This window comes from Streptomyces sp. NPDC008079 (genome assembly GCF_042957385.1).
GTDB lineage: Bacteria > Actinomycetota > Actinomycetes > Streptomycetales > Streptomycetaceae > Actinacidiphila.
Genome location: NZ_JBIBIC010000005.1, coordinates 373,311 through 399,061 on the forward strand (window position 1 = coordinate 373,311; position 25,751 = coordinate 399,061).

The window sequence follows — 25,751 nt, forward strand, 5'->3', positions numbered from 1 at the left end:
CCTGCGGCGGCCGGGCGCCGGCTATTGCAGCGGGTTCACGGCCCGGTGGTCGCCGACGGCCGCCGCCAGGCGGGAGAGATGGTGGCGCCGGTCGCCCAGCAGGTGCTCGATGGTGGTGAGCCGCATCGCGTAGTGCCCGACCTGGTACTCCATCGTCATGCCGATCCCGCCGTGCAACTGGATCGCCTCCTGGCCGATGTGCCGCCCGGACTCGGCGGCCCGGAGTTTGGCGCGCGACGCCGCCTCGATGCCTTCGGCCGCGCCGCTCCCCGCCAGACCGCCCTCCCGCTCCCTCTCGTCGCTTTCCGCGAGCACCATCGACGCCCACAGCACCGTGCTGCGCGCGAGTTCGAGCGAGACGTACATGTCGGAGGCGCGGAAGGTGAGGTTCTGGAAGGCGCTCAGCGGTTTCCCGAACTGGCGGCGGTCGCGCAGGTAGTCGCGGGTGATTTCCAGCGCGCGCTCCATGGCGCCGAGCGCCTCGTGGGCGTACGCCACCTGCGCGCGGGCCCGGGCGTACGCGATCACGCCGGTCGCGTCGGCGGCCGGATCGCCCAGCGGCTCGGCGGCGGTCGCGTCGAAGGTCACCCGGGCGGCGCGTCCCCCGTCGTACGTACCGAACGGGGTCCGCTCGCCCCCGGCCGTCGTGAAGAGCGCCGGTGTTCCGCCGACGTCGGCGACCACCACGAGCAGGTCGGCACGGGCTCCGTTGAGTACGGGCGAGGCGCCGCCGTCCAGCACCCAGCGCTCGCCGTCGCGCCGGGCCGTGACGCCGGGACCGCCGACGTACGCCGGAAGGAGGGTGCCGTCCGCGATGCCGGACACGTCGCCGCCCGCCCGCGCGAGGAGGCCGCCGCACAGGACGACGGCCTCGACGAAGGGCTCGGGGGCCAGTACGCGCCCGATCTCCTCGGCCACCACGCCGACTTCGACCGGGCCCGCGCCCATGCCGCCGGCCTCTTCCGCGAACGGCAGTCCGAGGACGCCCATCGCGGCCAGCCGGGACCACATGGTCTCGTCGTATCCCGGCTCCTCGGCCGCGGCGTCACGGCGGCCCTGGACCGTGGCGTAGGCCGTGCCCAACAGACCGCGTACGGCGTCCCGCAGGGCGCGCTGCTCGTCGGTGCGGTCGAAGTCCATGTCTCACAGCCCCAGGATCGTGCCGGCGATGATCTGTCGTTGCACCTCGTTGGAGCCGCCGTAGATGCTCGCGGCCCGCAGGTGGAGATAGGCCGCGGCGGCCGGGCGGGTCCACGGCGGCGCGCCCGCGGCCGGGTCGCCGGAGAGCCCCCGCTCGCCCGCGAGGCCGAGGACGAGTTCGGTGACGGCCTGCTGGAGTTCGGATCCGGCGAGCTTGAGGACGGACGAGGCGGGCTGCGCCTTGCCGTCCGCCGAGTCGGCGGCGACCCGGATCGAGGTCAGTTCGACCGCCAGCAGGTCGTTCTCCAGCCGCGCGAAGTCCGCCGCGAGCAGCGGATCCTCGCGCAGCCGGTCCCCGGCCCATGTCTTGGCCTGCGCCAGCAACCACTTGGTCCCGCCCACGCCCGCGATCCCCACCCGCTCGTTACCGAGGAGGAATTTGGCGTAGTCCCACCCGTGGTTCTCCTGGCCGACGAGGTTGTCGACGGGGACGCGCACGTCCTCGAAGAAGACCTCGTTGACCAGGCTCCCGCCGTCGATGAGCTGGATCGGCCGGACGGTGACGCCCGGCGAGGCCATGTCGATCAGGAGGAAGGAGATGCCGGCCTGCTTGCGCGGGGCGTCCGGATCGGTGCGCACCAGCGTGAAGATCCAGTCGCCGTACTGGGCGTAGGAGGTCCAGGTCTTCTGGCCGTTGACGACATAGTGCGCGCCGTCGCGTACGGCCGAGGTGCGCAGAGCGGCCAGGTCGGAACCGGCGTCGGGCTCGGAGAAGCCCTGCGACCACCAGATGTCGACGTTCCGGGTGGCCGGCAGGAAGCGCTCCTTGAGCTCCCGCGAGCCGAACGCGGCGATGACCGGGCCGACCATCGAGGCGTTGAAGGTGACCGGCGGCGGAACGCAGGCCGCCTGCATCTCCTCGTGCCAGATGTGCCGTCGCAGCGGCGTCCAGTCCCTCCCGCCCCACTCGACCGGCCAGTTGGGCACCGCGATCCCGGCCGCGTCGAGCGTCCGCATCGACTCGACCATCTGCTCCTTGGTCAACTCCTCGCGCGCCGCCACCGTCTCCCGAATGTGCCCCGGCACCCGCGTGGTGAAGAACCGCCGCAACCCGTCACGGAAGGCCGCGTCCTCGGGCGACAACCTCAGCTTCATACGGCTCCTCGAGGAATCACTTAACATCCCTAAGTAATATCCTCACCGTGGCACGCCACCCGAACCCCCGTCAAGAAGCGCGAACGCCCCGGTGCCCGGCCCAGCCGCCGAGGACCGGGACTCCGCGACGGTCAGGTGCGCCGGGACGGGCCGGTCAGGGCGGTCAGGGCCGCGCGGGCCTTGGGGGCGGCCAGGGGGCTGAAGTGGGGGTTGACGGACAGGGCGGTCGCGAGGTCCGTGCGGGCCGCCGCGGTGTCGCCGAGGGACCGTTCGATCATGCCGCGGTGGTAGCGGAACAGGGCGTTGCGGGTGCCCTGGGCGAGGGCCAGGTCGCTCTCGGCGAGGGCTTCGCGGTCGCGGCCGTTGGCGTGCAGGGCCCAGGCCAGGGCGTCGTGGGTGTCCATGAAGGGGCGGGACTCGATGCCCCGGCGGGCGATGGCGAGGGCCTGCGCGGCGTCGCCGTGGTCGGCTTCGAAGAGGGCCGCGTCGGAGTCGAGGGAGACGCCGTTGGCGGCGAAGAGCTTCTGCTCGGCGCGGAAGAGCTGGTACTGCTCGTCGGCCTGCGCGGTGCGGCCGAGGGACTGGTACAGCTCGCCGAGCTGGAGCACGTACTCGGGCTGCGGTACCCGCTGGACGGCCCGGTTGAGGTCAGCGAGGGCGGCGTCGGTCCTGCCGAGCGCGGCCTCGGCCCTGGCCTTGGCCTGGAACAGCGAGGTGTAGGTCGGCGCGACGCGCAGACCGGCGGCGGCCTCGGTCAGCTCGGTGGCCGGATCGCCGTTGTTGAAGGCGAGTTCGCCGAGGTAGTAGTGGGCGAACGCCTGGTCGGCCGGGCCCGCGGAGTCCTGGAGGGCGCGGCGCATGTCGGTTCTGGCCGTGTCGATGTCGCCGCGCAGTTCGGCGACGTACGACGCGCGCGCCAGCGAGGGCGCGCCGGGCCTGAGGTCGACCATGCGCTGTACGGCGTCGGCGGCCTCGTCGTAACGGCCGAGCTGGGTGAGGGCGTCGGCCAGGGTGCCGTACAGGGACGAGTTGTACGGATTGACGGCCACCGCCTTGCGCGACCAGGTGAGCGCCCGGCGGAAATCGTGCCGCCCGGCTTCCAGGGCGGCCATGCCGCCCATCGCGGTGAAGTTGTCCGTGGCGTCCACCGACAGCGAGCGCTTCAGGACGGCTTCCGCCTTGGGGTAGTACGTCGGGTCGGCAGTGTTCTTGGCCTGCTGGACGTAGTCGAGGCCGAGGGTGCCGAGCGCGACGGCGTCGCGCGGGCTCTGCCGCAGGTGGGCCTGGATGCCGTTGATGTCCTGGGCGAGCGGGTCCGCGCCGGCCGCCGGAGCCCCGGCCTCGCCCGTGGGACCCGCGGCGCGGTCGGCGCCCGTCACCGGCCAGGGGGCGAGGCCGAGGCCGCCGGCGAGGAAGAGGCCCACGCCGAGGACGGTGGTGACGGCGGCGGACAGCAGATGACGCCGGGGGCTCCGGCGGACGGACGTAGTCAATTCCCGCTCCGATGGGGGGTCTTGGGGGTGGCGTGGGGGGACGGGCGCGGCGGCTCCGGGTCGGCGGGCGTGGCGTAAACGACGACGTTGTCGAGATAGCCGCCGCCCTCGGGTCCCGCGTACGCGCCGCCGCAGGTGATCAGCCGCAGCGTGGGCGGACCGGCGGTCGCGTAGACCTGGTCGTCGGGGAACGCGTCCTTCTCGTACTGCCGCAGCGCCCGCACGGTGAAGTCCAGGTGGCTGTGGTCGGCGCGGTCGACGGTGATCCGGTCGCCGGGGCGCAGCGTGGACAGTCCGTAGAAGGCGGCCGGGCCGGTGAGGGAGTCGACGTGGCCGACGACGATGGCGGCGCCCGGGTCGCCGGGGCGCGGGCCGTCGCTCCACCAGCCGACCTGGCCGGGGTCCTCGGGCACGCCGAGGTGGCCGTCCTGCTGGACCTGGAGGCCGATCAGGGGGTGGTCGAGGCCGATGCCGGGGATACGGATCCGGACCGGCCGTGCGGCGGGCGCCGCGGGGGCGACGGCGGCGGCGTGGCCCCCGGCGGTCGCGGGGACCGGCAGCGTGCCGACGTCGACCTGCGTGGTCTTCGGCGGCCGGGCGGTGAGCAGCGCGCAGCCGCCCGCCGTCATCATGCCCAGACCGGCGAGGACGCCCAGCGCGGTGATCAGGCGCCAGGGCCGGGCGGGGCGGAACCTGAGGGCGCGCCGCAGCCGCCCGGCCTCCGGTGCGGAGGCCGGGCGGCCCGAGGTGGCGGGGGCGGTCACACCCGGTCGGCGCGCCTGCGGCGCAGCGCCAGGAGTCCGGCGGTGGCCAGCAGGGCGCCGCCGCCCAGGGCCGTCACCGGAACGGCGGGGAAGCCGCCGTGGAACGCGGTGCCGCCGAAGCCGGCGCCCACGCCGCCGTCGGGGTGCAGCGAGTCGGCCTGGTTGACCGCGGCGGTGTTGGGCAGCGCCACGTACGGGAAGGTCGAACCGGGCTGGCGGTAGGGGGTGTCGACGGCGTCGCCCGCGGCCAGCGCGGGCACGATCTTTCCGGTCTCCGCCGCGCCTTCCAGCGCCTGGAGCTCGATGTCGACGACGTCGTCGTTGAGCCGCCGGCCGTTGGGGAAGCCGGCCAGGTCCTGGCCGAGGACGCCGAGCCGGTTGGGGTTGGCGGAGGGCGCGACGGCCATGTTCAGCCGCAGTTCCTCGGACGGTGTGAACTTCGCCTTGTCCACGTCGGCGTTGAGCAACTGCGAGTTGAGGTCGGCCTGGACCGGTCCGCACGCCTTGCAGATTCCGGACAGGAAGATCTCGGCGAGGTCCTTGCGGGGGGTGGCGGGCGCCGGGACGCCGTAGATGCTCTGGATGAGCTTGGGCACGATCGGGTCCAGGACCTTGTCGACGACCGGCTGCACGGTGTGGTCCTGGTCCGGGTTGAGGGTGTTGAAGGCGTCCTTGTACTTCAGCGGGACGACGACCTCGTTGACCAGCGGGTTGCCGAGGCGCGAGACCTGGTGCCAGCCCGTCTCGCCGCCCTTGTCGGGCATCGGCGGGCCGCCCTTGCCCTCGTCCTGCGAGTCCGCGGCGCCCGCGGTTTTCCCGGCGCCCCCGGCTCCCCTGGCACCCTCCGCGCCGTGGGACGCCATGCCCTCGTCGCCCTTGCCGGACGGCGCGGCGACCGCCGCGCCCTGCCGGTCGGTGGTGGACCAGACGCCGATGACGGGGTTGCGGGTGGCGTCCCCCTTCAGCGCCAGCGCGGACTTGGGCACCTGGAGGGCGATGGTGTTGACGTTGTAACCGGCGAGCGTGTTGTGGCCGGTCTCCTTGAGGTTGCCGCCGTACAGCAGGTCGAAGACCCGCAGGTCGAGGAAGAACGGGTCGGACGCCTGCCCGGCGTAGGTCTGGCCGCCGTCGGGGAGGGCGACGGTGGCCTCCTTGCGCAGTGAGGCATAGTCCGGCATCGACGCCTTGCCGACGTTGGAGGGGGCCGCGGGCGCGTCCTTGAGGAGCGTCTTGGTGTTGCCCTCCGCGTCGGTCACCGTCAGCGTGTACGTCTGACGGAAGTTCAAGGTGGTGTCGTCCAGCGACTTCACGACCCCGGTGTTGTACAGGAACTGGTTGGCTTCGTCCCGGTAGTGGTCGGTGAAGGACCAGGTGTACGTGGTGTCGGCCTTGCCGTCGCCGTCCGCGTCGATCTTGATGTTGTAGTGGGCGTCGTTGGCGAACGGGTAGAAGTTCGGGCCGCCGTTGGGCTCCTCGAACGGGATCCAGTTCGCCACCAGGGTCACGGTGTCGGGGTTGTCCGGGCTGGTGAAGGCGTAGACGTCGGTGTTGTCCGCCTTGGGGTCCCCGGCGATCAGCGGCGCCTCGCGGTGGCTGGAGGCGGAGCTGACACCGGGCGTCAGACCGGTCAGGACGACGGAGGACACCAGGGCCAGCAGGCCGGCGGTGGCGAGTGAGCGTTCGGCGGCGCGGGCCGCCGTGCGGCGGGGCGGGTGGGAAGACTGCATGGACCATCCGTTTCCAGGCGGGGCCGCCGCCCCCCGGCTGGGGGCGGGACGGCGCAGAGCGGGGACGGCTCAGCCCTGAACGGAACCTCGATGGCCGCGCCGTACGGTGACGGCGACGGCACCGAGCAAGTCCGATATGAGGCTTAAGCTACGCATAAAGCACCATGCGCCGAGGGGGCCTGCAACGCGCCAGGTCCGAAATGCGGCAGAAGGGTTCTCGCTGTGGGCCACCACGGTCAACAAACCTGGATTCGCCGGTACTCGGGCCAGGGGCGGCGGTGGTGACGGGGCGACAGCGGGCTCCGGAGCCGGGGCTGCCTCCCTCCGCGCCCCGGCCCTGTGCGCCACCCCGGTGGCAGCGGTGAGCCGCCCGAGTGAGTGCGCGCCCGTGACAGGTGCGGGGTCGGCCCATCGGGTACGCGCGCGGCCCCGCCCGCGCCGCCGGGGCCGGGATTCGGCCTCCCTGTAGGCCCCGCGCCGGGCCTCCCCACAGGCCCGCGCCGGGCCTCTGCTTGCCCCGTTGGGGGATGCCCTGGTAGGACTGTGACGCGCCGTCACCGTCACATGTTCGATAACGCGGGGGTTCATGTGGTCGCCACGGCCTTCACGTCGTCGTCGCGACGACGCCCGGGAGTCCCGGGACCGGCCCGACGGCGGCTCCCCACGGTGGTACGGCAGGCCACGCAGCACGGGCTGGTGCTGGCCGCCGTCGCCGTGACCGTCCTGCTGTGCGCGACGGCGCTGGCCGCACTGGCGGCGCTGGCCGGGAGTTCGGTACAGGCGGGCGCCGTACGGCGGTTGGCCGCCGACCTCGACGCGCAGGTGACCGTCAACGCGCCCTTCCGCGCCGGAGGCATGGCCGTCGCCGACCGGGATGTACGGGCCGCCGCCGACCGGACGTTCGCCGGGGTGCCGCAGCACACCTATGTGGGGCTGCTGGGGTCTTCACCGGTCTCGGTGACGGGGATCGACGGGGTCACGGGCCCGCCGCGCGGCCCCGGGGGAACCGGATTGCACCCGGTCGCCGTCCAGGACGCGGGCAGATTCGGGCAGTTGGTCGCCGGACGGTGGCCGGCCGGCACAGCGGACGCGACGGCGAGCGCCTTCACCTCGCTGCCCGACGTACGGATCGCCGCCGGGTCCACCGCCCCGGTCGACGCGGCGCTGCCGGACGCGCTGGCCAGGCGGCTGGGAGTCACCGCCGGTTCCCGCCTCCAGGTGCGCGACGGCTTCAGGCACTCCATGACGCTGCGGATCACCGGCGTCTTCCGGCCGACCGGCCCCGTCGGATTCTGGCCCGCGATGGCCGGCGACGTGACGGCGGACGAGACCGCCAGCCAGGACCTGCTCGTGGTCTCGCCGTCGGCTCTCAACGGGAGCGTCGTCCTGAACAGCCATCTGACGGCCCACTGGAGTATGCAGCCGGACTTCGCCCGGATCGACGCCGACAGCCTCCCCGGATTGCACGACCGGATGCGCGCCTTCTCCGGCAGCGCGAGCCGCGTGTCGGTGTTCGGCGGACGGCAGCCCGCTCTGGACGACCTGACGGTGGCCTCGGGGCTGCCGGGCGCGATCGACGGCCTGGCGGTGCCGATGGTGGCGGCCCGGTCCTCGCTGTACCTGCCGAGCGTGCTGCTGGCGGTCCTCGCCCTGGCCACCCTGGTACTGGCCGCCCGCCAGCTCACCGAGCACCGGCGCGACGAACTGGCACTCCAGCAGGCCAGGGGCGCGGGCACCCCGCGACTGCTGCGCGCGGCGGCGGCCGAGTGGGCGGTCACCGGCGTTCCGGCCGCGGCCGTCGCGCCGTTTCTGGCCGGGCTGCTGCGTCCGGGCAGCCGGGGAGCCGCCGCGTGGGCCGCGGTGGGCCTGACCCTGCTGGTGCACGCGGCGGCGGTGCTGCTGCCCGTCCTGCGCTCGACGCGGTCCCGGCCGGCCCGCGGTGTACGCGCCGCCGCCCAGCGGCTGGGCGCCGACCTGGCGCTGCTGGCCGTCGCGGCCCTGGGCTATCTGGAGCTGCGGCGGCACCATTCGCTGATCGCCGACGTCGGCACGGGCGGCGCGGGCGCGGACCCGGTGCTGGTCCTGGTGCCCGCCCTGGTGGCCGGGGCCGCCGCCCTCCTGCTGCTGCGCCTGCTGCCGCTGACCTCCCTGCTCCTGGACGCGTTCGGCCGTCGCAGCCGGGGCCTGGCCCTCGCGCTGGCGGGCTGGCAGTTGAGCCGCCGGGCCGCGCGCAACGCGGGACCGGTCGTCCTGATGTGCCTGGCCGTGTCCGTGAGCGCCTTCGCGACCACCGCGCTGGCCTGTCTGGGCGGACTGGCGTCCGAGCAGGCCGCGTTCACCGTCGGCGCGGACGTACGCGTCCAGCCGTCGGCGGACGGCGGCTACCCCTCGTCCGTACTGGGCGCCGCCTATCGCGCGCTGCCCGCGGTGACCGCCGTGGCCCCGGTGACGCAGTCGACGGTGAATTTGCCGGGCGACGCCACCGAGGGCCTGGTCGGCACGGTCGGCGGGCCCGCTCCCCCCACCCCGTCACCGGCCGTCTTCGGGGTGCCGCTCCCCGGCCGTCCGACCGCGCTGCTGCTGGACGAGCGGCTGCGCAGCGACGGCAGCCGCGCGGCGCCGAATCTGGAGTTGACCGTGCAGGACGCGTCCGGCCTCGTCAGTACGCTGGCGACCCGCCTGCCCGCCGCCGACGGCGCCCGGCACACCGTCGTGGTCCCCCTCGACGTGGCGCTGAGCGACGGCCACCCGCGGGCGTATCCGCTGACGGTGACCGCCGTGAACGTCCTGCCGCAGCCGAACGCGCGGCCCGCGCGGCTCGACCTGGAGCTGATCCGGGTCGGCGCGCGGGGCAGCGCGGACACGTGGGTCACCGGCCTTCCCGGCGGCCAGGTCTGGGCCGACGGTACGACCCACGCCTCCGACGCCACCGCCGGGGCCTGCGAAGGCAAACCGGCGGGCGACTACAGTCCGGGCACTCCCGGGGTGTGCGCGATCACCCCGGGCCGCTCCGAGGTGCTCAGGACCACCGTCAGCACCGGCGTCAGGGCCTCGACCGCGACCGGAGACGCCTTCGGCGGCCTGGCCGACAGCGACTACGAGACCCGGCCCGGCAGCCAGGTGCGCCTCGTGGCGGGCCCGGCCGGCCGTCCTGCGCCGCTCCCGGTACGCGCCGACGCCGCGGCCCTGCGCGACACGCGCCTGAGCGTGGGCAGCACCACCACACTGGATCTGGGCGGCGGCCGGATCACCGCGACGATCGTGGGCCTGGTCGACTCGCTGCCGGGACTGGGCCGCGGGCAGGGGCATCTGATCGCCGATCAGCGCCAGCTCGCCGCCGCGATGACCGTGGCCGGAGTCGACCAGGAGGATCCCGCGTTCTGGTGGATCAGCAGCACCGACAGCGCGCGTACGGCCGCGGCCGCCGAGGCGCGGCCCGCGCTGGGCCGGGTCACGACAGCGGAACGGACCGCGGCGGCACTGCGCGACGACCCGTTCCGCGCCGGGCTGCGCCGGGTGCTGGAACTCGTCCGCTACCTGGCCCCCGCTTTCGCCGTCATCGCCTTCACCGTGCACGCGGTGGTCTCCACCCGGCAGCGCCGCAAGGAATTCGCGCTGCTGCGGGCGATCGGCGTCCGGTCCACCGGCCTGTACGCGCTGTTGGGCGCCGAGCAGCTGAGTCTGGCGCTGTTCGCGGTGGTGCCGGGCGCGCTGATGGGCATGGCCCTGGCCTCGGCGGTGCTGCCGCTGGTCACCGTGGACGACAGCGGCCACGCCCCGTATCCCCCGCTGCCGAACGTCACTCCGTGGGGCACCGTGACGCTGACGGCGGTGGCGACCGCTGTGGCCATCAGCGCGATCGTGCTGGCGCTCGCCCGGCTGCTGGCCCGGGTGGACCTCGTACGCGTGCTGCGAGCGGGTGAGGACCGATGAGCCGGGCCGGACGCGACCGCGCGGGACGGCGGACACCAGCCGAGGGAACGGGCGCGGGGGACAACGGACGTGGGGCAACGGACGGGGCGGAGACGCGAGCCGAACGAACGGGCATGACCGGAAAGGGACGTGGGGCAACGGGCACGACAGAGACGGGATCGGCGGGAGCGGACACGGCGGTGAGGCGGCCGGGCGGTACGGGCGCCTCGGTGACACTGCGCCTGATACGTCAGGAGACCCGCGGCGACCTCCCGCTGCTGGTCTGCCTGACGGTCATGGTGATCGTGTTGACGGCGCTGTGCGCCTGGGCCCCGGCCGTCGTGGGCCGCCAGGAGGACCGGGCGCTGCGGCAGCGCGTCGCGGCGGCGCAGGCCGAGGCGCCGCTGATCAGCGTCAGCGCCACTCCGGAGGTCTTCGACACCGACCCGCCCGCGGTGGACATGGCCACCCTGCTGGGCGCGGGAAGCACCTTCACCGAGCAGCTCAGCGGCACCGGCGCGCGCCGCCTGACATCCGTCGGCGGCGGTTACGACTACAACCCGGCGTCCCTGGTCGCACCGCCGCCTCCCGGCCCCGCGAACACCGCTACCAAGCTGGCCCTCAGCTACCTGCCGTCCGCGCGGGCCCATCTGCGCTACGTCAGCGGCCGCGCCCCGGCCGACCGCACACCGCTGGGCACCGCGCCCCAGATCGGGTTGTCGCAGGCCACGGCGCGGGCCCTGGGCGTCACGACCGGGAGCCGACTGACGCTGGAATTCGCCAGGACGCCCGCGGTGGGGAACGCGCCGCCCCAGGTCGACCTGCTGGTCAGCGGGGTCTACCGCACCACGGCCGCGGCCGACGGCTTCTGGGCCGGGCGGGCGTCGTTGGACCAGCCGACGCGCTACCCGGCGGAGCGCTCCGCCGGCACGGTGCTCGCCGTCAGCGGCCTCGTCGGCCTCGACGCCGCCGACCTTCTCGCAGGGGCCGGGGTCGTCGGGCCCCGGGTGACCTGGCAGTTGCGGGCCGACCTGTCGGGAGCGGCGCTCGACCAGGCCCGCGCGCTGGCCGGGCCGCTGTCCCACTACGGCGCGGACCTGAGTGCCGCCCTGTGCCAGGGAACCGACTGGATCTCCGGCGACATCAGCTGCCACGTACGCGGTCAGGCCACCGGGTCCCTGCTGGTGACCGACTTCCTGACGCCGCTGCTCGCCGAGTTCACCGCTCAGGACCATCAGGCCAGGGCGCTGGCGATGTACGCCGTCGACGCGCTGGCCGCCGTCGCGCTGGCGACCGTGGCCGTCGCCGTACGGCTGTTGCTGCGCCGACGGCGGGCGCACCTGCGGTTGCAGCGCGCGCGGGGCGCGTCCACCGCGCGGCTGGTGCTGCTGCGCTGCGCCGTGGCCTGGCCGGTGGTGCTGATCGGCGCTGCGCTCGGCTGGGCGGCCGGTCGGGCCCTGGCTCCCGGCGGCACGTCAGGATCGCCGCAGCCGGTGCCCGCCGCGCTCGCCGCCGCGGTCGTGATGGTGACGGTGCCGCTGATGACGTGGCTCGCGGTCCGCGAGCCGCGCAGGCCCGGCCGACCGCGGCGCTCGCGCCGCCGCGCTGTCACCGGCCGCCGCGTAATCCTGGAGCTGACGGTGCTGCTCGCGACGGCGGCGGGCGTGGCCGCGCTGCGTTCGCAGGGGCCCGACGGGATTCTGGGCGCGGTGCCGGTGCTGGTGGCGCTGGCCGTCGTGCTGCTCCTGCTGCGGATCTCCCCGCTCGCGCTGCGCGTGGTGCTGCGGCGGACCCGGCGCGCCCGGGGAGCGGTCGGCTTCATCGGGGCGGCACGGGCCGCCCACGACGCCCCGGCGACCGGGCTGGCGCTGTTCGTCCTGGTCCTGACCTTGGGGACGGCCGTGTTCGGCGGCCTCGTACAGCGCACGATCGGCGACGGCCTGGCCGCGGGCGCGGACTGGACCACCGGCGCGGACGCGAGCGCGATCGTGGCCGGGACCGCGAACGGGGCCACGACCGGGACCGCCGCGCCGGGGACCGGCGCAGGCGAGGGCATACGGACCGTCGTCCAGCATCTGCACACCCTCGACCTGGTGGGACAGGTCGACGGCGCGCTGATCACGCAGGTCGCCGTGATCACCGTGGACCCCCGGCAACTGGCGGCCGTCGCACCGAAGTCGCCGCTGGCCACCGCCCTGCTGTCCGGGCTGGCCACCCCGGCGGGAACCCGGATCGACGCGCGCCTCCCGCTGCCGTCCTTCCTCTCGCCCGACCTGCGGGCGCGCGAGCGCACCGGCGGCTTCACCTCCAGCGTCTCGATCCTCGGGCGGCGCCCGGTGGACCTGGTTCTCACGCCGGTCGGCACCCTCACCGGCGCGGACCTGCACGACCCCCTCCTCGGGCCGGTCACGGCGCGGATTCCCGCCGGGACGCCGCTGCTGATCACCACGGCGGGCGCCGAACACCTGATGCCCGAGCAGTCCTCGGGGAGCACCGTCATGCTGCTCAAGGGCGGCGCTCCCGACGGGACCGCCCCCGCCACGCCCGCCGCGCTGCGGTCGGCGGCGGCTCAGACGCTCGGGCCGCTGGCCCGGATCCGCGTCCGCTCCGAAACGCTGAGCGCCCTACGCGCGGACGGGCTGACGCGGGGACTCGACACGGCCTACGCCGTCACGTCGATCCTGGCCGCGCTGGCCGGCCTGCTCACGCTCGCCCTGGAACTGACCCTCACCGCGCACGAGCGCGGTCGCACCGCCTCGTTCCTACGCACGCTCGGGCTCGGCGGCAAGGAGGCCGGGGCGCTGCACTTCCTGCAACTGCTGCCGCTGGCGGTCGCCTCCGCGGTGGGCGGCACGCTGCTCGGGCTGCTCGAACCGCGGCTCATGGCACCGGCGTTGGACCTGCGGCAGTTCACCGGCGGCCCGGCGCAACCGGCCCTGCGCACCGACTACTCGCTGACGCTCGCCCTCGTCGTCGCCGTGACCGCGCTGATCCTGGTCGCCGCCGCGGCCGAGACCGTCCTCGCGCGTCGGCGGCGGCTGGGGGCCGTGCTGCGGCTCACGTGAACGGCCGCGGCTCAGGGTGCGGCCGTAGAGCGCAGGGCTTACGGGGCGCTCTCGGTGGACTCCGTGTCGCCCTCCGTGTCTCCTGCGCCCGCGGCGCTCTCCGCCGCGGACTTCGCCCGCCGCGCGGCCTCGTCCGGCCATACGCCGATGTGGTCGGTCTCTAGGGCCAGCCGCACCCGTTTGCGCATGTGCAGGCGCTCGGTGAACTGGCCGGGCAGTTGCAGCCGCCCGCTGGCGTCCAGTACCGCGAACTCCTCGGCGGTGAGCACCTCGACGCCGTCCTCGCCGGTGGTGACCCGGCGCAGCACCTCGGTCGAGGTGCGGCCGTTGCGGATCCGCACCGTGCGCTGGACCTGCTCGGACACCAGGGCGTCGTGGGTCACCACGATCACGGTGACGCCCAGGTCCTCGTTGGCCCGGCGCAGCGCCGCGAACACCTCGTCGCTGGTGGCGGTGTCGAGTTCGCCGGTGGGTTCGTCGGCGAACAGCACCTGCGGCTCGTTGGCGTTGGCCACGGCGACGGCGACCCGCTGCTGCTCGCCGCCGGAGAGCGTGTCGGGCGTACGGTCCCGGCAGTGTCCGACGGACAGCAGGTCGAGCAATTCCTCGGCCCGCGCCCGGCGTTGGGAGCGTTTGATCCCGGTGTACGTCATCGGAAGCATCACGTTCTCGGCCGCCGAGAGGTAGGGCAGCAGATTGCGCGAGGTCTGCTGCCATACGAAGCCCACGGTGCCCCGCCGGTAGGTGAGCCGCTCGCGGCGCTTCATCGTCAGCAGGTCGTGTCCGGCGACCGTGGCGGCGCCCGCGGTGGGCACGTCCTGGCCGGAGAGTATGCCCAGCAGGGTGGATTTCCCGGAGCCGGACGCCCCGACCACCGCGATCATCTCGCCCTGGGCCACGGCGAGATCGAGGCCCTGGAGCGCCTGGACCTCGACGCCCTCGGTCTGGTAGATCCGCACCAGGTTCTCGCAGACGACCAGCCCCTCCTCCCGTCGTGGCGCCGCGACGGCCCGCCGCCGCAGCTCGGCCAAGTCCGTTGCCCCGGTGGGCTGTTGGTGAACTGCCACGCGGTCCCCCGATAAGGTGAAGTCTGCGAATCCCACTGTCGGACAGCCGCCAGGGTAATGCGCGAACCCGCCCGGGAGCCGCCGTCCGCGGGACCGGACCTCGATCAGGGGTCAGCGTCGCCGAGGTCGTCGCGTCCGCTTCGGCCCGCGTCACATCCGCCACGATCCGCATGCCGTCGATCGGACAGCGTGCTGTCAGACCGCGCGGGCGTCCCGCAAGAGTTCCCGGACGCCGCGAACAGGGCGGTAGCCGAAGGCGTTCGTTGCCGCGGTGGAGTCGTACACGCGGTCCAGACGATCCGGCACCGGCCACCCCTGGTCGCGGAACGCCTCGACCACGTCAGGAGCCCGACCGGCGAGGACCGCGCCCGCGTCGCGGTGGAGAGCGACGCAGTCCTCACGCTGGAATACGTGCGGCCCGGAGACGTTGAACGTGCCGGTCACCTCAGGGCGCGTCACGGCCAGGACCCCCGCCGCCGCGACGTCGGCCACGTCGACCGCCCGGTGGAGCAGATGGCGGGCGCGTACGGGCAGCGGCTCCGGAAAGCACCGCGCGATGCGCAGCGTGACCGCGGAGACGCCGCAGGCGGTGACCAGCCGTTCCGCGGCCAGCTTGGTCTCGTCGTAGATGTCCCGGGGAAGCGGCGTGAGGTGCTCGTCCACCCAGACGGCGCGGTCGGCGGGCACCAGGGCGTGGCCGTAGACGCTGGTACTGCTGATGTAGAGAACGCGCCGGACACCGAGGCGCGCGGCGTCGTCGAGGAGTTCCGCGGTCATGCCGACGTTCACGGCGCGGAACTCCTCATCGGCCACGCGCCCGACGTGCGGGGCGTGCAGCGCGGCGGTGTGGACCAGGACGTCGGCCGACCGCAGCGCCGCCCGCCGCTCGCGCGGGTCCCGCAGGTCGGCGACGACGCTCGTCCAGCGGCCGGCCACCCTGTCCACGCCGCGGACCTCCCGGCCCGCCGCGTCGAAGGCCGCGGCCAGGGCCGATCCGACCCGGCCCGAGCTTCCCGTGACGACAACCGCCCCGCCAGGGGCCCGCATCCTCCGCTCGGCGCTCACACCCCGATTCTGCCAGCCCCGCGCGGATTCGGTCCGAAGCACCCTACCCGCCGTGCGATGCCGCGCCCGCCTCGACAAGAGACGCCGTCACCCGGCGGCAACGGGGCTGGTCGGCTTGGGCGTTCGGACCGCGAAGGCGAGGAGCGTGGGGCCGGACAGGCCCTAGGCCACGCCCGCGAAGCGGGCGGTCAGCCAGACGGGGTCGACGATGGCCGAGCCGACCACGACGGCGTGCGCGCCCGCGGCCAGGGCCGCGCGTACGTCGTCCGGCGTGGAGTAGCCGCGCTCGGCGACGACCGGCACCCCGGCACCGGCGACGAGGGTGGCCACAAGTCCCAGGTCGGGCAGGGGCCCGGAGTTCGCCTTGGCGGGGTAGCCCATCGTGGACGAACTGACGATCGCGGCGCCCGCCTCCACGGCGGTGCGTGCGTCGTCGATCCCCGGCACGCCCGCCTTGACCGGCTTGCCCAGCGCGACGAAGGACGCGACGAGTTCGGCCAGGTCCTGGCCGTCGTGTCGGCGCGCCGCCGCGTCCGCTTCCAGTTCCACGACATCGGCCCCGGCGTCCACCAGGGCGGCGGCGTGGTCGAGCGTCGGCGTGATGCGGACGACCCCGCCGTGCGAGCCGTCGATGCTCACGGCGAGCACGGGGAAGCCGGGGAGCGCGCGCTTCACCGCGCGTACGGCGTCCGGGCCGTCCATTTTCACGGCGACGGCGCCACCGGCCTGCGCGGCGGCGGCGAGCCGGACGACGTCGTCGATGTTCTGCCAGGGCGACTGGGGCGACGGGGTGAGCGAGACGATCAGGCCGCGAGGAAGGATGTTCACGCCGCGAACTCCTCTCCGGCGACCAGCACGCGCTCGACGGCGACGTCCTCGTCGGTGACGACCAGGTCGGCCGGGCCGCCGAGGGTGAGTTCCCCCGCGCCGGTGAGCCCGTAGAAGCGGGCGGGCGCGCGGCTGGCCAGGTTCACCGCCCGGTCGACGGGCCAGTCGTGCTCGACCAGCTTGCGTACCTGCTGGAGCAGCGTCACCGTACTGCCGGCGAGGGTGCCGTCGGGCAGGCGCGGCACCCCGTCGGTGACCTCGACGGTGAAACCGCCCACGGTGAAGACACCGTCACCGGCCCCCGCGGGCGACGCGGCGTCGGTGACGAGCATGATGCGGTGCTCGGCGGCCTTGAGCGCGAACAGCGAGGTCTCCCGCGCCAGATGGATGTCGTCGGCGATGAGCTGGATGGCGACCTCCTCCCGGTTGAGCGTGGCGCCCGCGATACCGGGCGCGCGGTGGCTGAACGCGATCATCCCGTTGAACAGGTGCGTGACCGCGCGGGCTCCCGCGTCGAAACCGGCGTACGCGGTCGCCGCGTCGGCGCCCGAGTGCCCGGCCTGCACGATGACCCCCTGGCCCGCGGCCCAGGCGATCAGCTCCGGCGCGCCCGGCAGTTCGGGGGCGACGGTGATCGTACGCAGCGGCCCGGCGTCGAGGAAGCGTCGCACGATGCCGATGTCGGGGTCGCGGAGGTACTCGGGCCGGTGCACGCCCCGGTGGTGCGGCGACAGGAACGGGCCCTCGGCGTGCACGCCGACGACCTTTGCGCCGGGAGGCGAGGACGCCTGGAGCTTGTCCAGCACGCCGAGTTGCCGGACCACGTTCTCCTCGGAGTCGGTGATGACGGTGGGCTGTACGTGGAAGACGCCGTCGCGGGTGAGGGCGGCGAGCGCCCGCTCGAACTCCTCGGCCGTGGCCGCGTTGAAGTCGACCCCGCCGTAACCGTTGACCTGGAGGTCGACCAGGCCGGGCAGGACGTACCCCGTGCCGGTCGAGGGCAGGCCGGTGCGTACCAGCCGTCCGCCGTCGACCTCGACGTCGCCCTTCACCCAGGCGCCGGCGACGACGGCGCCGCGTGCGGAAATTCTCATGGATACAACCTCGCTATATGGGGGGCTGGGCCGCGGCCGGTCGGCTCTGCGGCGGATTGATGGCGGTGCGCGCGGCCGGCCTGGCCCTGGAGGGCGGCGCGGAAGCGGTAACGGTCACCGCGGTAGACGCTGCGGCACCACTGCACGACCCGGCGGTTCTCGTCGAACGTGGTCTGGACGATCCCCAGGACGGGGTCGCCCGGAGCAAGGCCGAGGTTCTCTGCGATGTCGGCGGTGGCCCCGCGCGCCTCGATGACGCAGTCGGCTCTGACCGCGTGCAGGCCGTACTCGTCGGAGAGCGTGGAGTACAGGGAAGCGGTGGTGAAATCGTGGTCGCCGAGGCCCGGCGCCAACTGCTCAGGGATGAGCGAGAAGTCGATCAGGGTCGGGATGCCGTCGAGATACCGCAGCCGGACCAGGTCGACGATGGGTGCGCCCGGGGCGACGCCCAGCAGGTCCGCCTCGTCGAGCGAGCTGGCGCGGGTCAGGCACTTCAGCACTTTCGAGCTGGAGGTCAGGCCGTTCGCCTCCGCGAGGTCGGAGAAGCTCACCAGCCCGGTGGCGCCCTCCTCGATCGACTCCGCCTCGTCCTGGTCCGCGGGCCGGGCCGGGGCCGGCGCGGGCGTCTGCCCGCGCACCCACCGGGCGCCCATGACGACGGTGACCAGGCCGGCCGCCTCCAGATCCTTCAGTGCCTGACGGACGGTGACCCGGCTGACGTCGAACTGCTCAGCGAGAACCCGCTCGGAAGGCAGTCTCGAACCGGGCTCGATCACACCCGATTCGATGCGTTCCCTGAGGTGCTGCGCCACCTTGCGGTGCAGTGCTGGCGAAGTAGACATGACCCCGATTGTGTCTCGTGGAGTTGGTGGGAATGAACGTAATCAGCAGCCCGTGTCGCACGGTGCGAAGGCGGCCGTACCGCCCTCGTACGGCCGCCCGGCCGGGCTATTCGCCGTCGTCGAGTTTGGTTCCGGTGTCGAGGAAGAGGAACTCGTCCGGATCGATCCCCCGCGCCCGCGCCGAGCGCAGCGCCACCTGTTGCAGCAGCGCCGCCACGAACACCGGTATCTCCAGGGGGTTGTGCGCCTCGACCGGCACGACCAGGGTCCGCTCGCCGTGGACGACGGGAGCGCCCGTCCGCAGTTCGACGATCTGACGGCCGAGCGAGCCGAGGGCGCGCAGGATCTGCCCGTCGTCGGGACCGTCGAGAACGATGTGCAGCGTCGAGGGGTGGGTGGACTCCATCAGCCCGTGCAGGTACTGCCGCGTCTCGAACGACGCCGCGGGGACCCGCGTCACCTCGCGCAGCAGCAGCGCGCCGCTCTCGGCGACACCGTACTGGTCCGCGGGCGCCACCAGGTCGATGATCGACGCGGCCGACAGCCGGTCCGCGATCTCCTCGGCCTGTGCGGAGGTCGCGTCGAGGAACCCGGCGAGCCGCTCCCCCAGGCTGAGCCACGTCGGCGACGGTTCGCCGTCGGTCCAGGTCTCGGCGAGCATGGAGACGGCCATCGCCGAGGCGGTGAACCCGATCGTCGAGGCGAGGCTGTCGGGCAGGTCGCCGAGGGTCAGCACCGAGTCGGCGGCGGCGGCCATCGGCGAGTCGGTGACGTTGACGACCGCGAGCTTGCGGCCGGTGGCCGCGCGCATCACGTCGACCGTCTCGCGGCTGCGGCCCGACTGGGACAGCGCGACGAGCGTGGTGGTCTCGTCGAACGGCCCCGCCTGCGCCGCGTTGAGCCGGACGCTGGGGATGCCGCGCGCCGACAGGTGGGCGACCGGTGCGGCGAGCGCCGCGAGGCTCGCGCCGATGCCGATGAATGTGGCCTGGTCGGGGCGGCCGACCGCACCCGCCGCGGCGAGCGCCCGCTCGCGCAGCACCGGTGCGACCTCGGTGAGCCGGCTGGTCTGGCTCAGCACGCCCTCGTCGAAGGGGATGAACCCCTGGCGCAGAAACGCGTTGACACTCATCGGCCGCTGGCCGCCCTTCCTCGTCGTGCCAGGGAATCGATCACCACGGCGGCCACGAGTACGGCGCCGGTGATCACGTACTTGACGGCGGAGGTCTGGTTCAGCAGATCCATGCCGTTGGACACCGCTCCGATGACGAGCATGCCGAGCAGTGCGGAGTACGCGGTGCCGCGTCCGCCGAACAGGCTGGTGCCGCCGATGACCGCGGCGGCGATCGCGTTGAGCAGGATGTCGCTGCCGCCGCTGGCCTGGTTGACCGCGAACAGGCGTGAGGCCGCGAGCACACCGCCGAAGGCGGCGAGCGACGAGGCGATCGTGAAGGCGATGACCTTGACGGTGCCGACCTGGATGCCCGCGCGCCGGGCCGCCTCGGCGTTGCCGCCGACGGCGAACAGCTTGCGGCCGAAGGTCGTGCCGCGCAGCAGCAGGTCGACCAGGACCACGAGTCCGACGAAGATGATCAGCGACAGGGGTATGCCGTGCCACCGCGCGAAGACGGTCGTCGCCGCGACGATCAGGACCGTGATCACTCCGGCGCGCACCAGGCCCCCGGTGAGCGGCCGTACGGTCAGGCCGCGTTCGCGTCGCCGTCTGGCGGTGAGGACCGTCCCGCCGAAGGCCGCGCCCGCGTAGACAGCGGCGATCACGTATCCGATCCACGCGGGGAGCGTGGTGTTGGCGAGCGAGGCGATGGTGCCGTCGTAGGGGATGTTGATCGTGCCCTGGTTGCCCAGGACGAGGAGTTGGCCGCCCTGCCAGGCGAGCAGGCCGCCCAGGGTCAGCACGAACGACGGAACGCCGAGCTTGGTGAAGATGAAGCCGTGGAACAGGCCGATCGCGGCGCCGAACACGACGGCCAGGACGATCGCGAGGACCGGCGGCCAGCCCTGGTTGATGCTCAGCACCACCATGGAGGCGGAGGTGATCCCGCTCACCGATCCGGCGGACAGGTCGATCTCGCCGATGATCAGGACGAACACGATGCCGAGCGCGATGACGCCGGTCGAGGCGATCTGCAGGCTCAGGTTGGAGAGGTTCTGCGGCGAGAGGAACCGCTGGTTGGCGATCTGGAAGACCAGCGAGATGACGACGAGGCCGAGGATGACGGGCAGCGCCCCGAAGTCGCCGGTACGCAGGCGCTGGACGCGCTCGCGCACCCAGTTCTCCTGCGCCGGCGGTCCTGGCGGCAGCACGCTCTGCCCGGCGGGGGCGGTTGCGGTGTTGGTGGTCACGGTCATCCTTCCTGAGCCCGGTCGCGGCGCAGCGTCCGGCGCTTTTGGGCACTGCTGTCGGCGACGCCGGTGATGGCGGCGACAACCTGTTCTTCTGTGGTCCCCTCGACGGGGAACTCGGTGACGCTGCGCCCGAGCCGCAGGCAGACGATGCGGTCCGCCACGTCGAAGACGTCGGCCAGGTTGTGGCTCACCATGAGGACGGCGTGCCCTTCGCTCCGCAGCCGCTCGATGAGTTCGAGCACTTCGGCGGTCTGCTCGACGCCGAGCGCCGCGGTCGGCTCGTCCAGGATGACCAGCCGCGGATCGCCGAGCAGGGACCGCGCGATGGCCACCGACTGGCGCTGCCCGCCGGAGAGCGACGAGACGGGCGCGCGCAGGTCCTTGATCTTGACCGAGAGCCGCTTGAGCAGCCCGACGGCGACCTCTTCCATGTCGAGCGCGCTCAGGAAGCCGCCGTGGTGCTTCTCGCGGCCGAGGAAGAGATTGGCGACGATGTCGAGGTTGTCGCACAGCGCGAGGTCCTGGTACACCGTCGCGATGCCGAGGCGGGTGGAGTCCGTGGGCTTGCGCGGGGAGACCGGCTCGCCGTTCACCGCCATGGTGCCGCCGTCGCGGGGGTGCGTACCGGCGATCGTCTTGATCAGGGTGGACTTGCCCGCGCCGTTGTCGCCGACGAGCGCGACGACCTCTCCCGCGGCGACGGTCATGCTGACGTCGCTGAGCGCCTGAACGGCGCCGAAGCTCTTGCTGATGTGTTCGAGTTCCAGCACGGGCGGCGGGCGTTCTCCCGCCCGGTCGGCCGCCCTGTCAACGGTCGTTGTCATCGGCGGTCTCCTTTCATGCCGAGTCGGTCCGCCGCGGTGGCGACCGCGATCGGTTGGGCGAGGTGCCACGCGCCGGCGCCGACGAGACCGGCGTCGTCGCCGCACACGGCGGCGCGTACGTCGACGTCCCAGGACACGTGCGAGCGCGCGGTGTCGCTGATGCGGCGGTCGAGCTCGTCGAGGAGCTGGGCGCCGGCCGCGCGGGCGAGGCCGCCGCCGACGACCAGTACGTCGGGTGAGACGACGTGGCACAGGAGGATCGCGGCGGCGGCCGCCGCGTCGGCGATGTCGGTGAGGGCGGCGGCGGCCAGGGCGCGGGGGTGGGGCGCGGTCGGTACGGGGTCGGCGCCGGGGGCGCCGTCGCTTGAGGCGAGGTCGGTCAGGGCGCGGTAGTCGACGTCCCTGCCCAGTTCACGCCCGGCCTCGCGTACGCGCTGTCCCGAGCCGAGGTCCTCGATCATGGGGCGCCCGGCGCCGAGCAGGTGCAGGAATCCGATCTGGAACCCCGACACGCGTCCGGACAGCACGCGGCCGTCGCTCACCACCGCCGCGCCGATCCCCGTCGAGAGGGTCAGATAGGCCGTCGTCCCCGCGGTGGACCCGGCGCCGAAGTACGCCTCGCCGATCGCGGCCAACTCGGCGTCACCCGCCAGCTCGACGGCGAGTCCGGTGGCCTCGGAGAGGTACGCGGCCGACAGGCGGCCGAGGTCGGTGGACGGCAGATTGCGCGCCACGTGCAGACGGCCCTCGACGTGGTCCACCCGTCCCGGCAGTCCGACGACCGCCGAGACCGCGTCCGTACCGGCCGCGATCCGCGTCATGAGATCGGCGACCTGCTCGTGCGCCGCGTCGTGCCGGACGGGCTCCTTGAGCCTGGCGGTCACGGTTCCGCCGCGGTCGACGAGCGCCGCGCGGGCGGTGGTGCCGCCCAGGTCGACTGCGACGACCTGGGCGGCATCGCCGGTGGAGAAGGAGGTCACTTGATGAGTCCCGCCTCGACGCACGCCTTCTTGTAGTTGGCCGTGCAGATCTGATCGACGGTCAGATAGCCGCTGTCGAGCAGGATTTCCTTCATGTTCTCCATCGTCACGGCGATGGATTCGAGCAGGTAGGCGGGCACCTTGCCCGCGCCGTCGTCGATGGTGCCGTTGAGCAGTTCGCCGGAGGGCTTCTGTCCGGTGGCGAGGGCGGCGGCGGCCTTGGCGCCGATCCGCGCCTCGGTCTCGACCGGCAGGTACGTGCTCTCGTACAGGTCGCCCGCGACCATGTTCTGGATGGCGTCGAGCTGCGTGTCGAGGCCCGTGACGGGCGGCATCGGCTTGATGCCCGCGCTCTTCAGCGCGGCGACGACACCGGTGGCCATGCCGTCGTTGCCCGCGTAGACACCGGCGATCTTGGACGCGCCGAGCTTGGTGATGGCCTGCTGCATCTGGTTCTGCGCGTTGGCCGCCGACCAGCCCTTGGTGTCGTACTCGGCGGCGACGGTGAAGCCGGACTTGTCGATGACGCTGTGCGCGCCGTCCTTCTCCGGCTTGGCGCCCGAGTCGACGGGGTCGCCGTTCATCATGACGACGTTGCCGGAGGTCTTGCCGTCCTTCTTCAGCTTGTCGAGCAGGGACTGCATGCCGACGGCGCCCTGCTGGACGTTGTCGAACTTCACCCCGTAGTCCACGGCCGCGTTGTAGATGACGCGGTCGTAGCTCATGACCTTCGCGCCCTGCCTGCGGGCGCTGGCGACCACGGCCCCGGCGGCCTTGGAGTCGACGGGGTCGATCACCAGCACGCTGGCCCCTTCGGTCAGCGCGGACTCGGCCTGGCTGAGCTGCTTGCTCGCGTCCCCGGCCGCGTTGTAGTAGCGGAGCTGACACTTGGGGCAGCTCTCCGCGAGCTGCTTCTCGAAGGTCGGCTTGTCCCGCGCCTCGTACCGGGCGGTCGCGTTCTCCGGGAGCAGCAGCGCCACGATCGGCTTGTCCTTGGCCTTGCCGCCGCCGGAGCCGCCGGTCGAGCCGGAGGTCGCGTCGGATGTGTCCGACGAGCACGAGGCCAGCATGAGGGCTCCAACTACAGCCACCCCCGCAACGGCCATGCGTCGGCGGTGTGAATGAGAAGTAACGTTCATGAGAGTTTCGTCCACCTCTGAGCCATGTGTAGCGGGGTGAGTTGCCTCAAGCTAGATCTGGTATCAACCAGTGGTCAACCCTCTGGTATTACAGCTCGATAACCTAAGCAAACCACTGGTATTACCCCGAGGTGACCAGCAAATTTCCCCCCGCCCCACCCGCACACCCCGCGCCGCCGCCCCCGTCGACCCCAACTCCCCCGCGATTCCCCCCGACCCCCCGCCCTCCCTCTGGTACGAACCACCGGTCGTATCCAATCCCACCCCGCCGCACCCACCCCCTCCGAACCGAAAGCCCCCGCAGACAGGAAGAGGCCGGCCCGGACGCGCCTCACCGGAGGCAAGCGAACTGGACGGCCTGTGGAACCTTGGGGACGCACGTGGGCTCAGCGGACGCCAGCGCACGGGCGGCGGCGTGGACGAGGACCCGCAAGATGCCCGGCGAGCGGACGCGCGACCGGATCGGCGCAGCCTCCTCGGCTCACCGCAGGTGCCTCAGGTGGGCGAAGATCCATTCCCGGGCGGCTCCAAGACCAGCACCGACCCATGGCGCTTCCGCCGACTTCGGCGGGCCGCCCGCAGTGGCCGAGCTAGCCGGAAGGGTGAGTCAATCGACTCACCGTTGCATAGTCGTCGGATGCGTGAACCGTAGCCAACAGGATAGCGCCGTCAGAACACTCGAGAACCGCTGGGTTGTTACCCGGGATCGGTGCATAGGCGGCTTCACCCGTGAAGGCATCGAGAATGTGCACAGGGCCCGCACCGGAAGACACGAACAGAAGCGCGGACTCATTCAAACAGCCCGCGGCGATGGCACCGACGTCCGGGCCCATCGACAAAGCAGGACCCAGCGGCTCACCAGTCACCCCGTTATACCGAGACAAGTTTCCATTCATGTCGAGTGACGCCAGGACAGCCCGGCCGTCGGGATGCGTCAGCGCGGTCATCCTCATGTTGTATTCGCCAAAGCCATGAATATGTGATCCGAATGGCTCGCCGGTCGAGGCGACCCACCGATACACAACTCCAGCCTCGTCCTCCGCTGCGATGAGGACCGTGCCGTCCTTGAGCGACAGTGACGTGATGGTCTTCAGCGGATAATCCGGCCCCGTCAGTTGAGGGCTCAACGCTTCGCCGGTAGTCGCGTCCCAATAGTGGATGAACGGCTCACACTGCGCGGCAACAGCGATGAACGCTCGCCCACCGGGCAGCGGCCCACTGGTGACGTCCCAAGCGGTGTCATCAAACTCAGCCATCGCGCCAACGGGCACGGTCCTGCCACTTGCAGCATCAACCCGCACCACCCCGATATCCGTGGCCACCGCGACGACGGCATCACCATTCGTCGGGGTGGCCACCGCAACCGTCGATATCAGATCCTCACCCGCAAACCTCCAGAGCATTTCACCGGTGCGAGGGTCCCAACGCCAACAATCGTAGCCGGTACCGTTTGAGAGCAATATGGGCGTATCACTCTCACCTTGAGCCAAAACCGGCACGACGCCGTCCGGAGCTTCTTCCGCAAACACTGTTTCCAGGACCACATCTAGCAATTCGAGCACAACGCTTCCCAATCTCCGCATTACGCGGCGCCGACACATCTCCAGAGCTCCGACGAGCGGAGGCCGCATCCCAGAATTCCCCACCCGACCCCTGACGGATCGACGCACTTCGTTGAAGGCGACCATGCGCGACGGAGAGTGTCACCGTCAGCCGCGAGCCATGGTGGCGGGAGGGGGCGGCGGAGGGATGAGTCGGGCTTCGGCTCGGTCGAGGCGTCTGGTTGTGCGGCTGTGGGCGGCCCGGGCGGCGGCGAGGAGGACGCCGATCGTCAGGCAGAAGACACCGAAGCCGGTGGTACCCACGATCAGGAGGATGGTGCCGAGGACGAGGTAGAACCCGGCGAGCCAGGGCAGCCACCGAAGGCCGCTGCGCGCCGCCTTGCGTTGGCGTCGCAGAAGGACGGTCATGGCGTGCCGTACGGCCGGGTCCGCGGGAACGCGTCCCTTGCGCAGGCGGCGGGCGATCACCGGGATCTGCCGGGGCCGGATTCCGGCCTCCTGGGCGAGGTGTCGCCGGAAGGTCCGTTGCCGCCACAAGCCCGCCGTGGCGGCGCCCAAGCCGCCCGCGAAACCGCCGAAGTTGAAGCCCAGCCAGAACCACAGCGCGGCGTACATCACCGCGAGGAAGGCCACTGCCGTCCCGACACGCACCCACAGGCGGTCGTACCAACGGCGTTCACCATCCCAGTCCACATCCCCGTCCTGGCGGTACTCGCTGCTCATCCGC

Annotated in this window: 19 protein-coding genes; 2 read left to right on the top strand and 17 right to left on the bottom strand. The window is 72.7% G+C overall.

The features are described from left to right. Positions 1-21: 21 nt before the first annotated feature. The 5 genes from ACFZAM_RS14905 to ACFZAM_RS14925 form a co-directional block, all read right to left on the bottom strand. Positions 22-1,140 (bottom strand): acyl-CoA dehydrogenase family protein, encoded by a 1,119-nt coding sequence (locus tag ACFZAM_RS14905; protein ID WP_391046069.1) that lies wholly within the window; start codon positions 1,138-1,140, stop codon positions 22-24. A gap of 3 nt (positions 1,141-1,143) precedes the next feature. Continuing rightward, the gene (locus tag ACFZAM_RS14910) at positions 1,144-2,295 is read right to left on the bottom strand and encodes an acyl-CoA dehydrogenase family protein (protein ID WP_391046070.1); all 1,152 of its coding nucleotides are present in this window, start codon (positions 2,293-2,295) and stop codon (positions 1,144-1,146) included. Positions 2,296-2,426: 131 nt separating this feature from the next. Next, a complete protein-coding gene (locus ACFZAM_RS14915) occupies positions 2,427-3,788 on the bottom strand; it encodes a tetratricopeptide repeat protein (protein ID WP_391046073.1) in 1,362 nt (453 codons plus the stop codon). Continuing rightward, positions 3,785-4,552 carry a class F sortase gene (locus ACFZAM_RS14920; RefSeq protein ID WP_391046074.1) on the bottom strand — a complete coding sequence of 256 codons (768 nt, stop codon included), beginning with the start codon at positions 4,550-4,552 and terminating at the stop codon, positions 3,785-3,787. Before ACFZAM_RS14920 ends, ACFZAM_RS14915 begins: the two co-directional genes overlap by 4 nt. Then, on the bottom strand, positions 4,549-6,279 hold the full coding sequence (locus ACFZAM_RS14925) for a DUF4331 family protein (protein WP_391046075.1): 1,731 nt from the start codon (positions 6,277-6,279) through the stop codon (positions 4,549-4,551). The genes ACFZAM_RS14920 and ACFZAM_RS14925 overlap by 4 nt, the downstream gene beginning before the upstream one ends. Positions 6,280-6,945: 666 nt before the next feature. On the opposite strand from ACFZAM_RS14925, the gene ACFZAM_RS14930 reads away from it, so the two are divergent. After that, positions 6,946-10,212 (top strand): FtsX-like permease family protein, encoded by a 3,267-nt coding sequence (locus tag ACFZAM_RS14930; RefSeq protein ID WP_391046078.1) that lies wholly within the window; start codon positions 6,946-6,948, stop codon positions 10,210-10,212. Positions 10,213-10,421: 209 nt separating this feature from the next. Next, on the top strand, positions 10,422-13,256 hold the full coding sequence (locus ACFZAM_RS14935; protein ID WP_391046081.1) for a hypothetical protein: 2,835 nt from the start codon (positions 10,422-10,424) through the stop codon (positions 13,254-13,256). Positions 13,257-13,294: 38 nt separating this feature from the next. Here the strand turns inward: ACFZAM_RS14935 and ACFZAM_RS14940 are convergent, their stop codons facing one another. The 12 genes from ACFZAM_RS14940 to ACFZAM_RS14995 form a co-directional block, all read right to left on the bottom strand. Next, positions 13,295-14,287, bottom strand: coding sequence for an ATP-binding cassette domain-containing protein (locus ACFZAM_RS14940; RefSeq protein WP_391046208.1), 993 nt, complete (start codon positions 14,285-14,287; stop codon positions 13,295-13,297). A gap of 231 nt (positions 14,288-14,518) precedes the next feature. Next, on the bottom strand, positions 14,519-15,388 hold the full coding sequence (locus ACFZAM_RS14945; RefSeq protein WP_391046083.1) for an NAD-dependent epimerase/dehydratase family protein: 870 nt from the start codon (positions 15,386-15,388) through the stop codon (positions 14,519-14,521). A gap of 162 nt (positions 15,389-15,550) precedes the next feature. Beyond that, positions 15,551-16,216 (bottom strand): N-acetylmannosamine-6-phosphate 2-epimerase, encoded by a 666-nt coding sequence (locus ACFZAM_RS14950; RefSeq protein WP_391046085.1) that lies wholly within the window; start codon positions 16,214-16,216, stop codon positions 15,551-15,553. Then, positions 16,213-17,310: an N-acetylglucosamine-6-phosphate deacetylase gene (nagA, locus tag ACFZAM_RS14955; protein WP_391046087.1), complete on the bottom strand. Its 1,098-nt coding sequence runs from the start codon at positions 17,308-17,310 to the stop codon at positions 16,213-16,215. Before nagA ends, ACFZAM_RS14950 begins: the two co-directional genes overlap by 4 nt. Further along, positions 17,307-18,152 carry a GntR family transcriptional regulator gene (locus tag ACFZAM_RS14960; protein WP_355342525.1) on the bottom strand — a complete coding sequence of 282 codons (846 nt, stop codon included), beginning with the start codon at positions 18,150-18,152 and terminating at the stop codon, positions 17,307-17,309. The genes nagA and ACFZAM_RS14960 overlap by 4 nt, the downstream gene beginning before the upstream one ends. Before the next feature lie 106 nt (positions 18,153-18,258). Further along, a complete protein-coding gene (locus tag ACFZAM_RS14965; RefSeq protein WP_355342528.1) occupies positions 18,259-19,284 on the bottom strand; it encodes an SIS domain-containing protein in 1,026 nt (341 codons plus the stop codon). Continuing rightward, positions 19,281-20,522 (bottom strand): sugar ABC transporter permease, encoded by a 1,242-nt coding sequence (locus ACFZAM_RS14970; protein WP_391046090.1) that lies wholly within the window; start codon positions 20,520-20,522, stop codon positions 19,281-19,283. The genes ACFZAM_RS14965 and ACFZAM_RS14970 overlap by 4 nt, the downstream gene beginning before the upstream one ends. Then, complete coding sequence (locus ACFZAM_RS14975) at positions 20,519-21,343, bottom strand: ATP-binding cassette domain-containing protein (protein WP_188280229.1); 825 nt, start codon at positions 21,341-21,343, stop codon at positions 20,519-20,521. Before ACFZAM_RS14975 ends, ACFZAM_RS14970 begins: the two co-directional genes overlap by 4 nt. Continuing rightward, positions 21,340-22,323, bottom strand: coding sequence for an ROK family protein (locus tag ACFZAM_RS14980; protein WP_391046092.1), 984 nt, complete (start codon positions 22,321-22,323; stop codon positions 21,340-21,342). The genes ACFZAM_RS14975 and ACFZAM_RS14980 overlap by 4 nt, the downstream gene beginning before the upstream one ends. After that, complete coding sequence (locus tag ACFZAM_RS14985) at positions 22,320-23,393, bottom strand: substrate-binding domain-containing protein (RefSeq protein ID WP_366823751.1); 1,074 nt, start codon at positions 23,391-23,393, stop codon at positions 22,320-22,322. Before ACFZAM_RS14985 ends, ACFZAM_RS14980 begins: the two co-directional genes overlap by 4 nt. 659 nt (positions 23,394-24,052) lie before the next feature. Next, on the bottom strand, positions 24,053-25,036 hold the full coding sequence (locus ACFZAM_RS14990; RefSeq protein WP_391046095.1) for a PQQ-binding-like beta-propeller repeat protein: 984 nt from the start codon (positions 25,034-25,036) through the stop codon (positions 24,053-24,055). Between the two features lie 135 nt (positions 25,037-25,171). Further along, complete coding sequence (locus ACFZAM_RS14995) at positions 25,172-25,747, bottom strand: hypothetical protein (protein WP_391046096.1); 576 nt, start codon at positions 25,745-25,747, stop codon at positions 25,172-25,174. Positions 25,748-25,751: the final 4 nt, after the last annotated feature.

What these genes read in the sequence shown, in the direction of transcription:
- ACFZAM_RS14905 (WP_391046069.1), bottom strand. Translation starts at nt 1,140, where the DNA reads ATGGACTTCGACCGCACCGACGAGCAGCGCGCCCTGCGGGACGCCGTA.
- ACFZAM_RS14910 (WP_391046070.1), bottom strand. Translation starts at nt 2,295, where the DNA reads ATGAAGCTGAGGTTGTCGCCCGAGGACGCGGCCTTCCGTGACGGGTTG.
- ACFZAM_RS14925 (WP_391046075.1), bottom strand. Translation starts at nt 6,279, where the DNA reads ATGCAGTCTTCCCACCCGCCCCGCCGCACGGCGGCCCGCGCCGCCGAA.
- nagA (WP_391046087.1), bottom strand. Translation starts at nt 17,310, where the DNA reads ATGAGAATTTCCGCACGCGGCGCCGTCGTCGCCGGCGCCTGGGTGAAG.
- ACFZAM_RS14960 (WP_355342525.1), bottom strand. Translation starts at nt 18,152, where the DNA reads ATGTCTACTTCGCCAGCACTGCACCGCAAGGTGGCGCAGCACCTCAGG.
- ACFZAM_RS14965 (WP_355342528.1), bottom strand. Translation starts at nt 19,284, where the DNA reads ATGAGTGTCAACGCGTTTCTGCGCCAGGGGTTCATCCCCTTCGACGAG.
- ACFZAM_RS14970 (WP_391046090.1), bottom strand. Translation starts at nt 20,522, where the DNA reads ATGACCGTGACCACCAACACCGCAACCGCCCCCGCCGGGCAGAGCGTG.
- ACFZAM_RS14975 (WP_188280229.1), bottom strand. Translation starts at nt 21,343, where the DNA reads ATGACAACGACCGTTGACAGGGCGGCCGACCGGGCGGGAGAACGCCCG.
- ACFZAM_RS14985 (WP_366823751.1), bottom strand. Translation starts at nt 23,393, where the DNA reads ATGCTGGCCTCGTGCTCGTCGGACACATCCGACGCGACCTCCGGCTCG.
- ACFZAM_RS14995 (WP_391046096.1), bottom strand. Translation starts at nt 25,747, where the DNA reads ATGAGCAGCGAGTACCGCCAGGACGGGGATGTGGACTGGGATGGTGAA.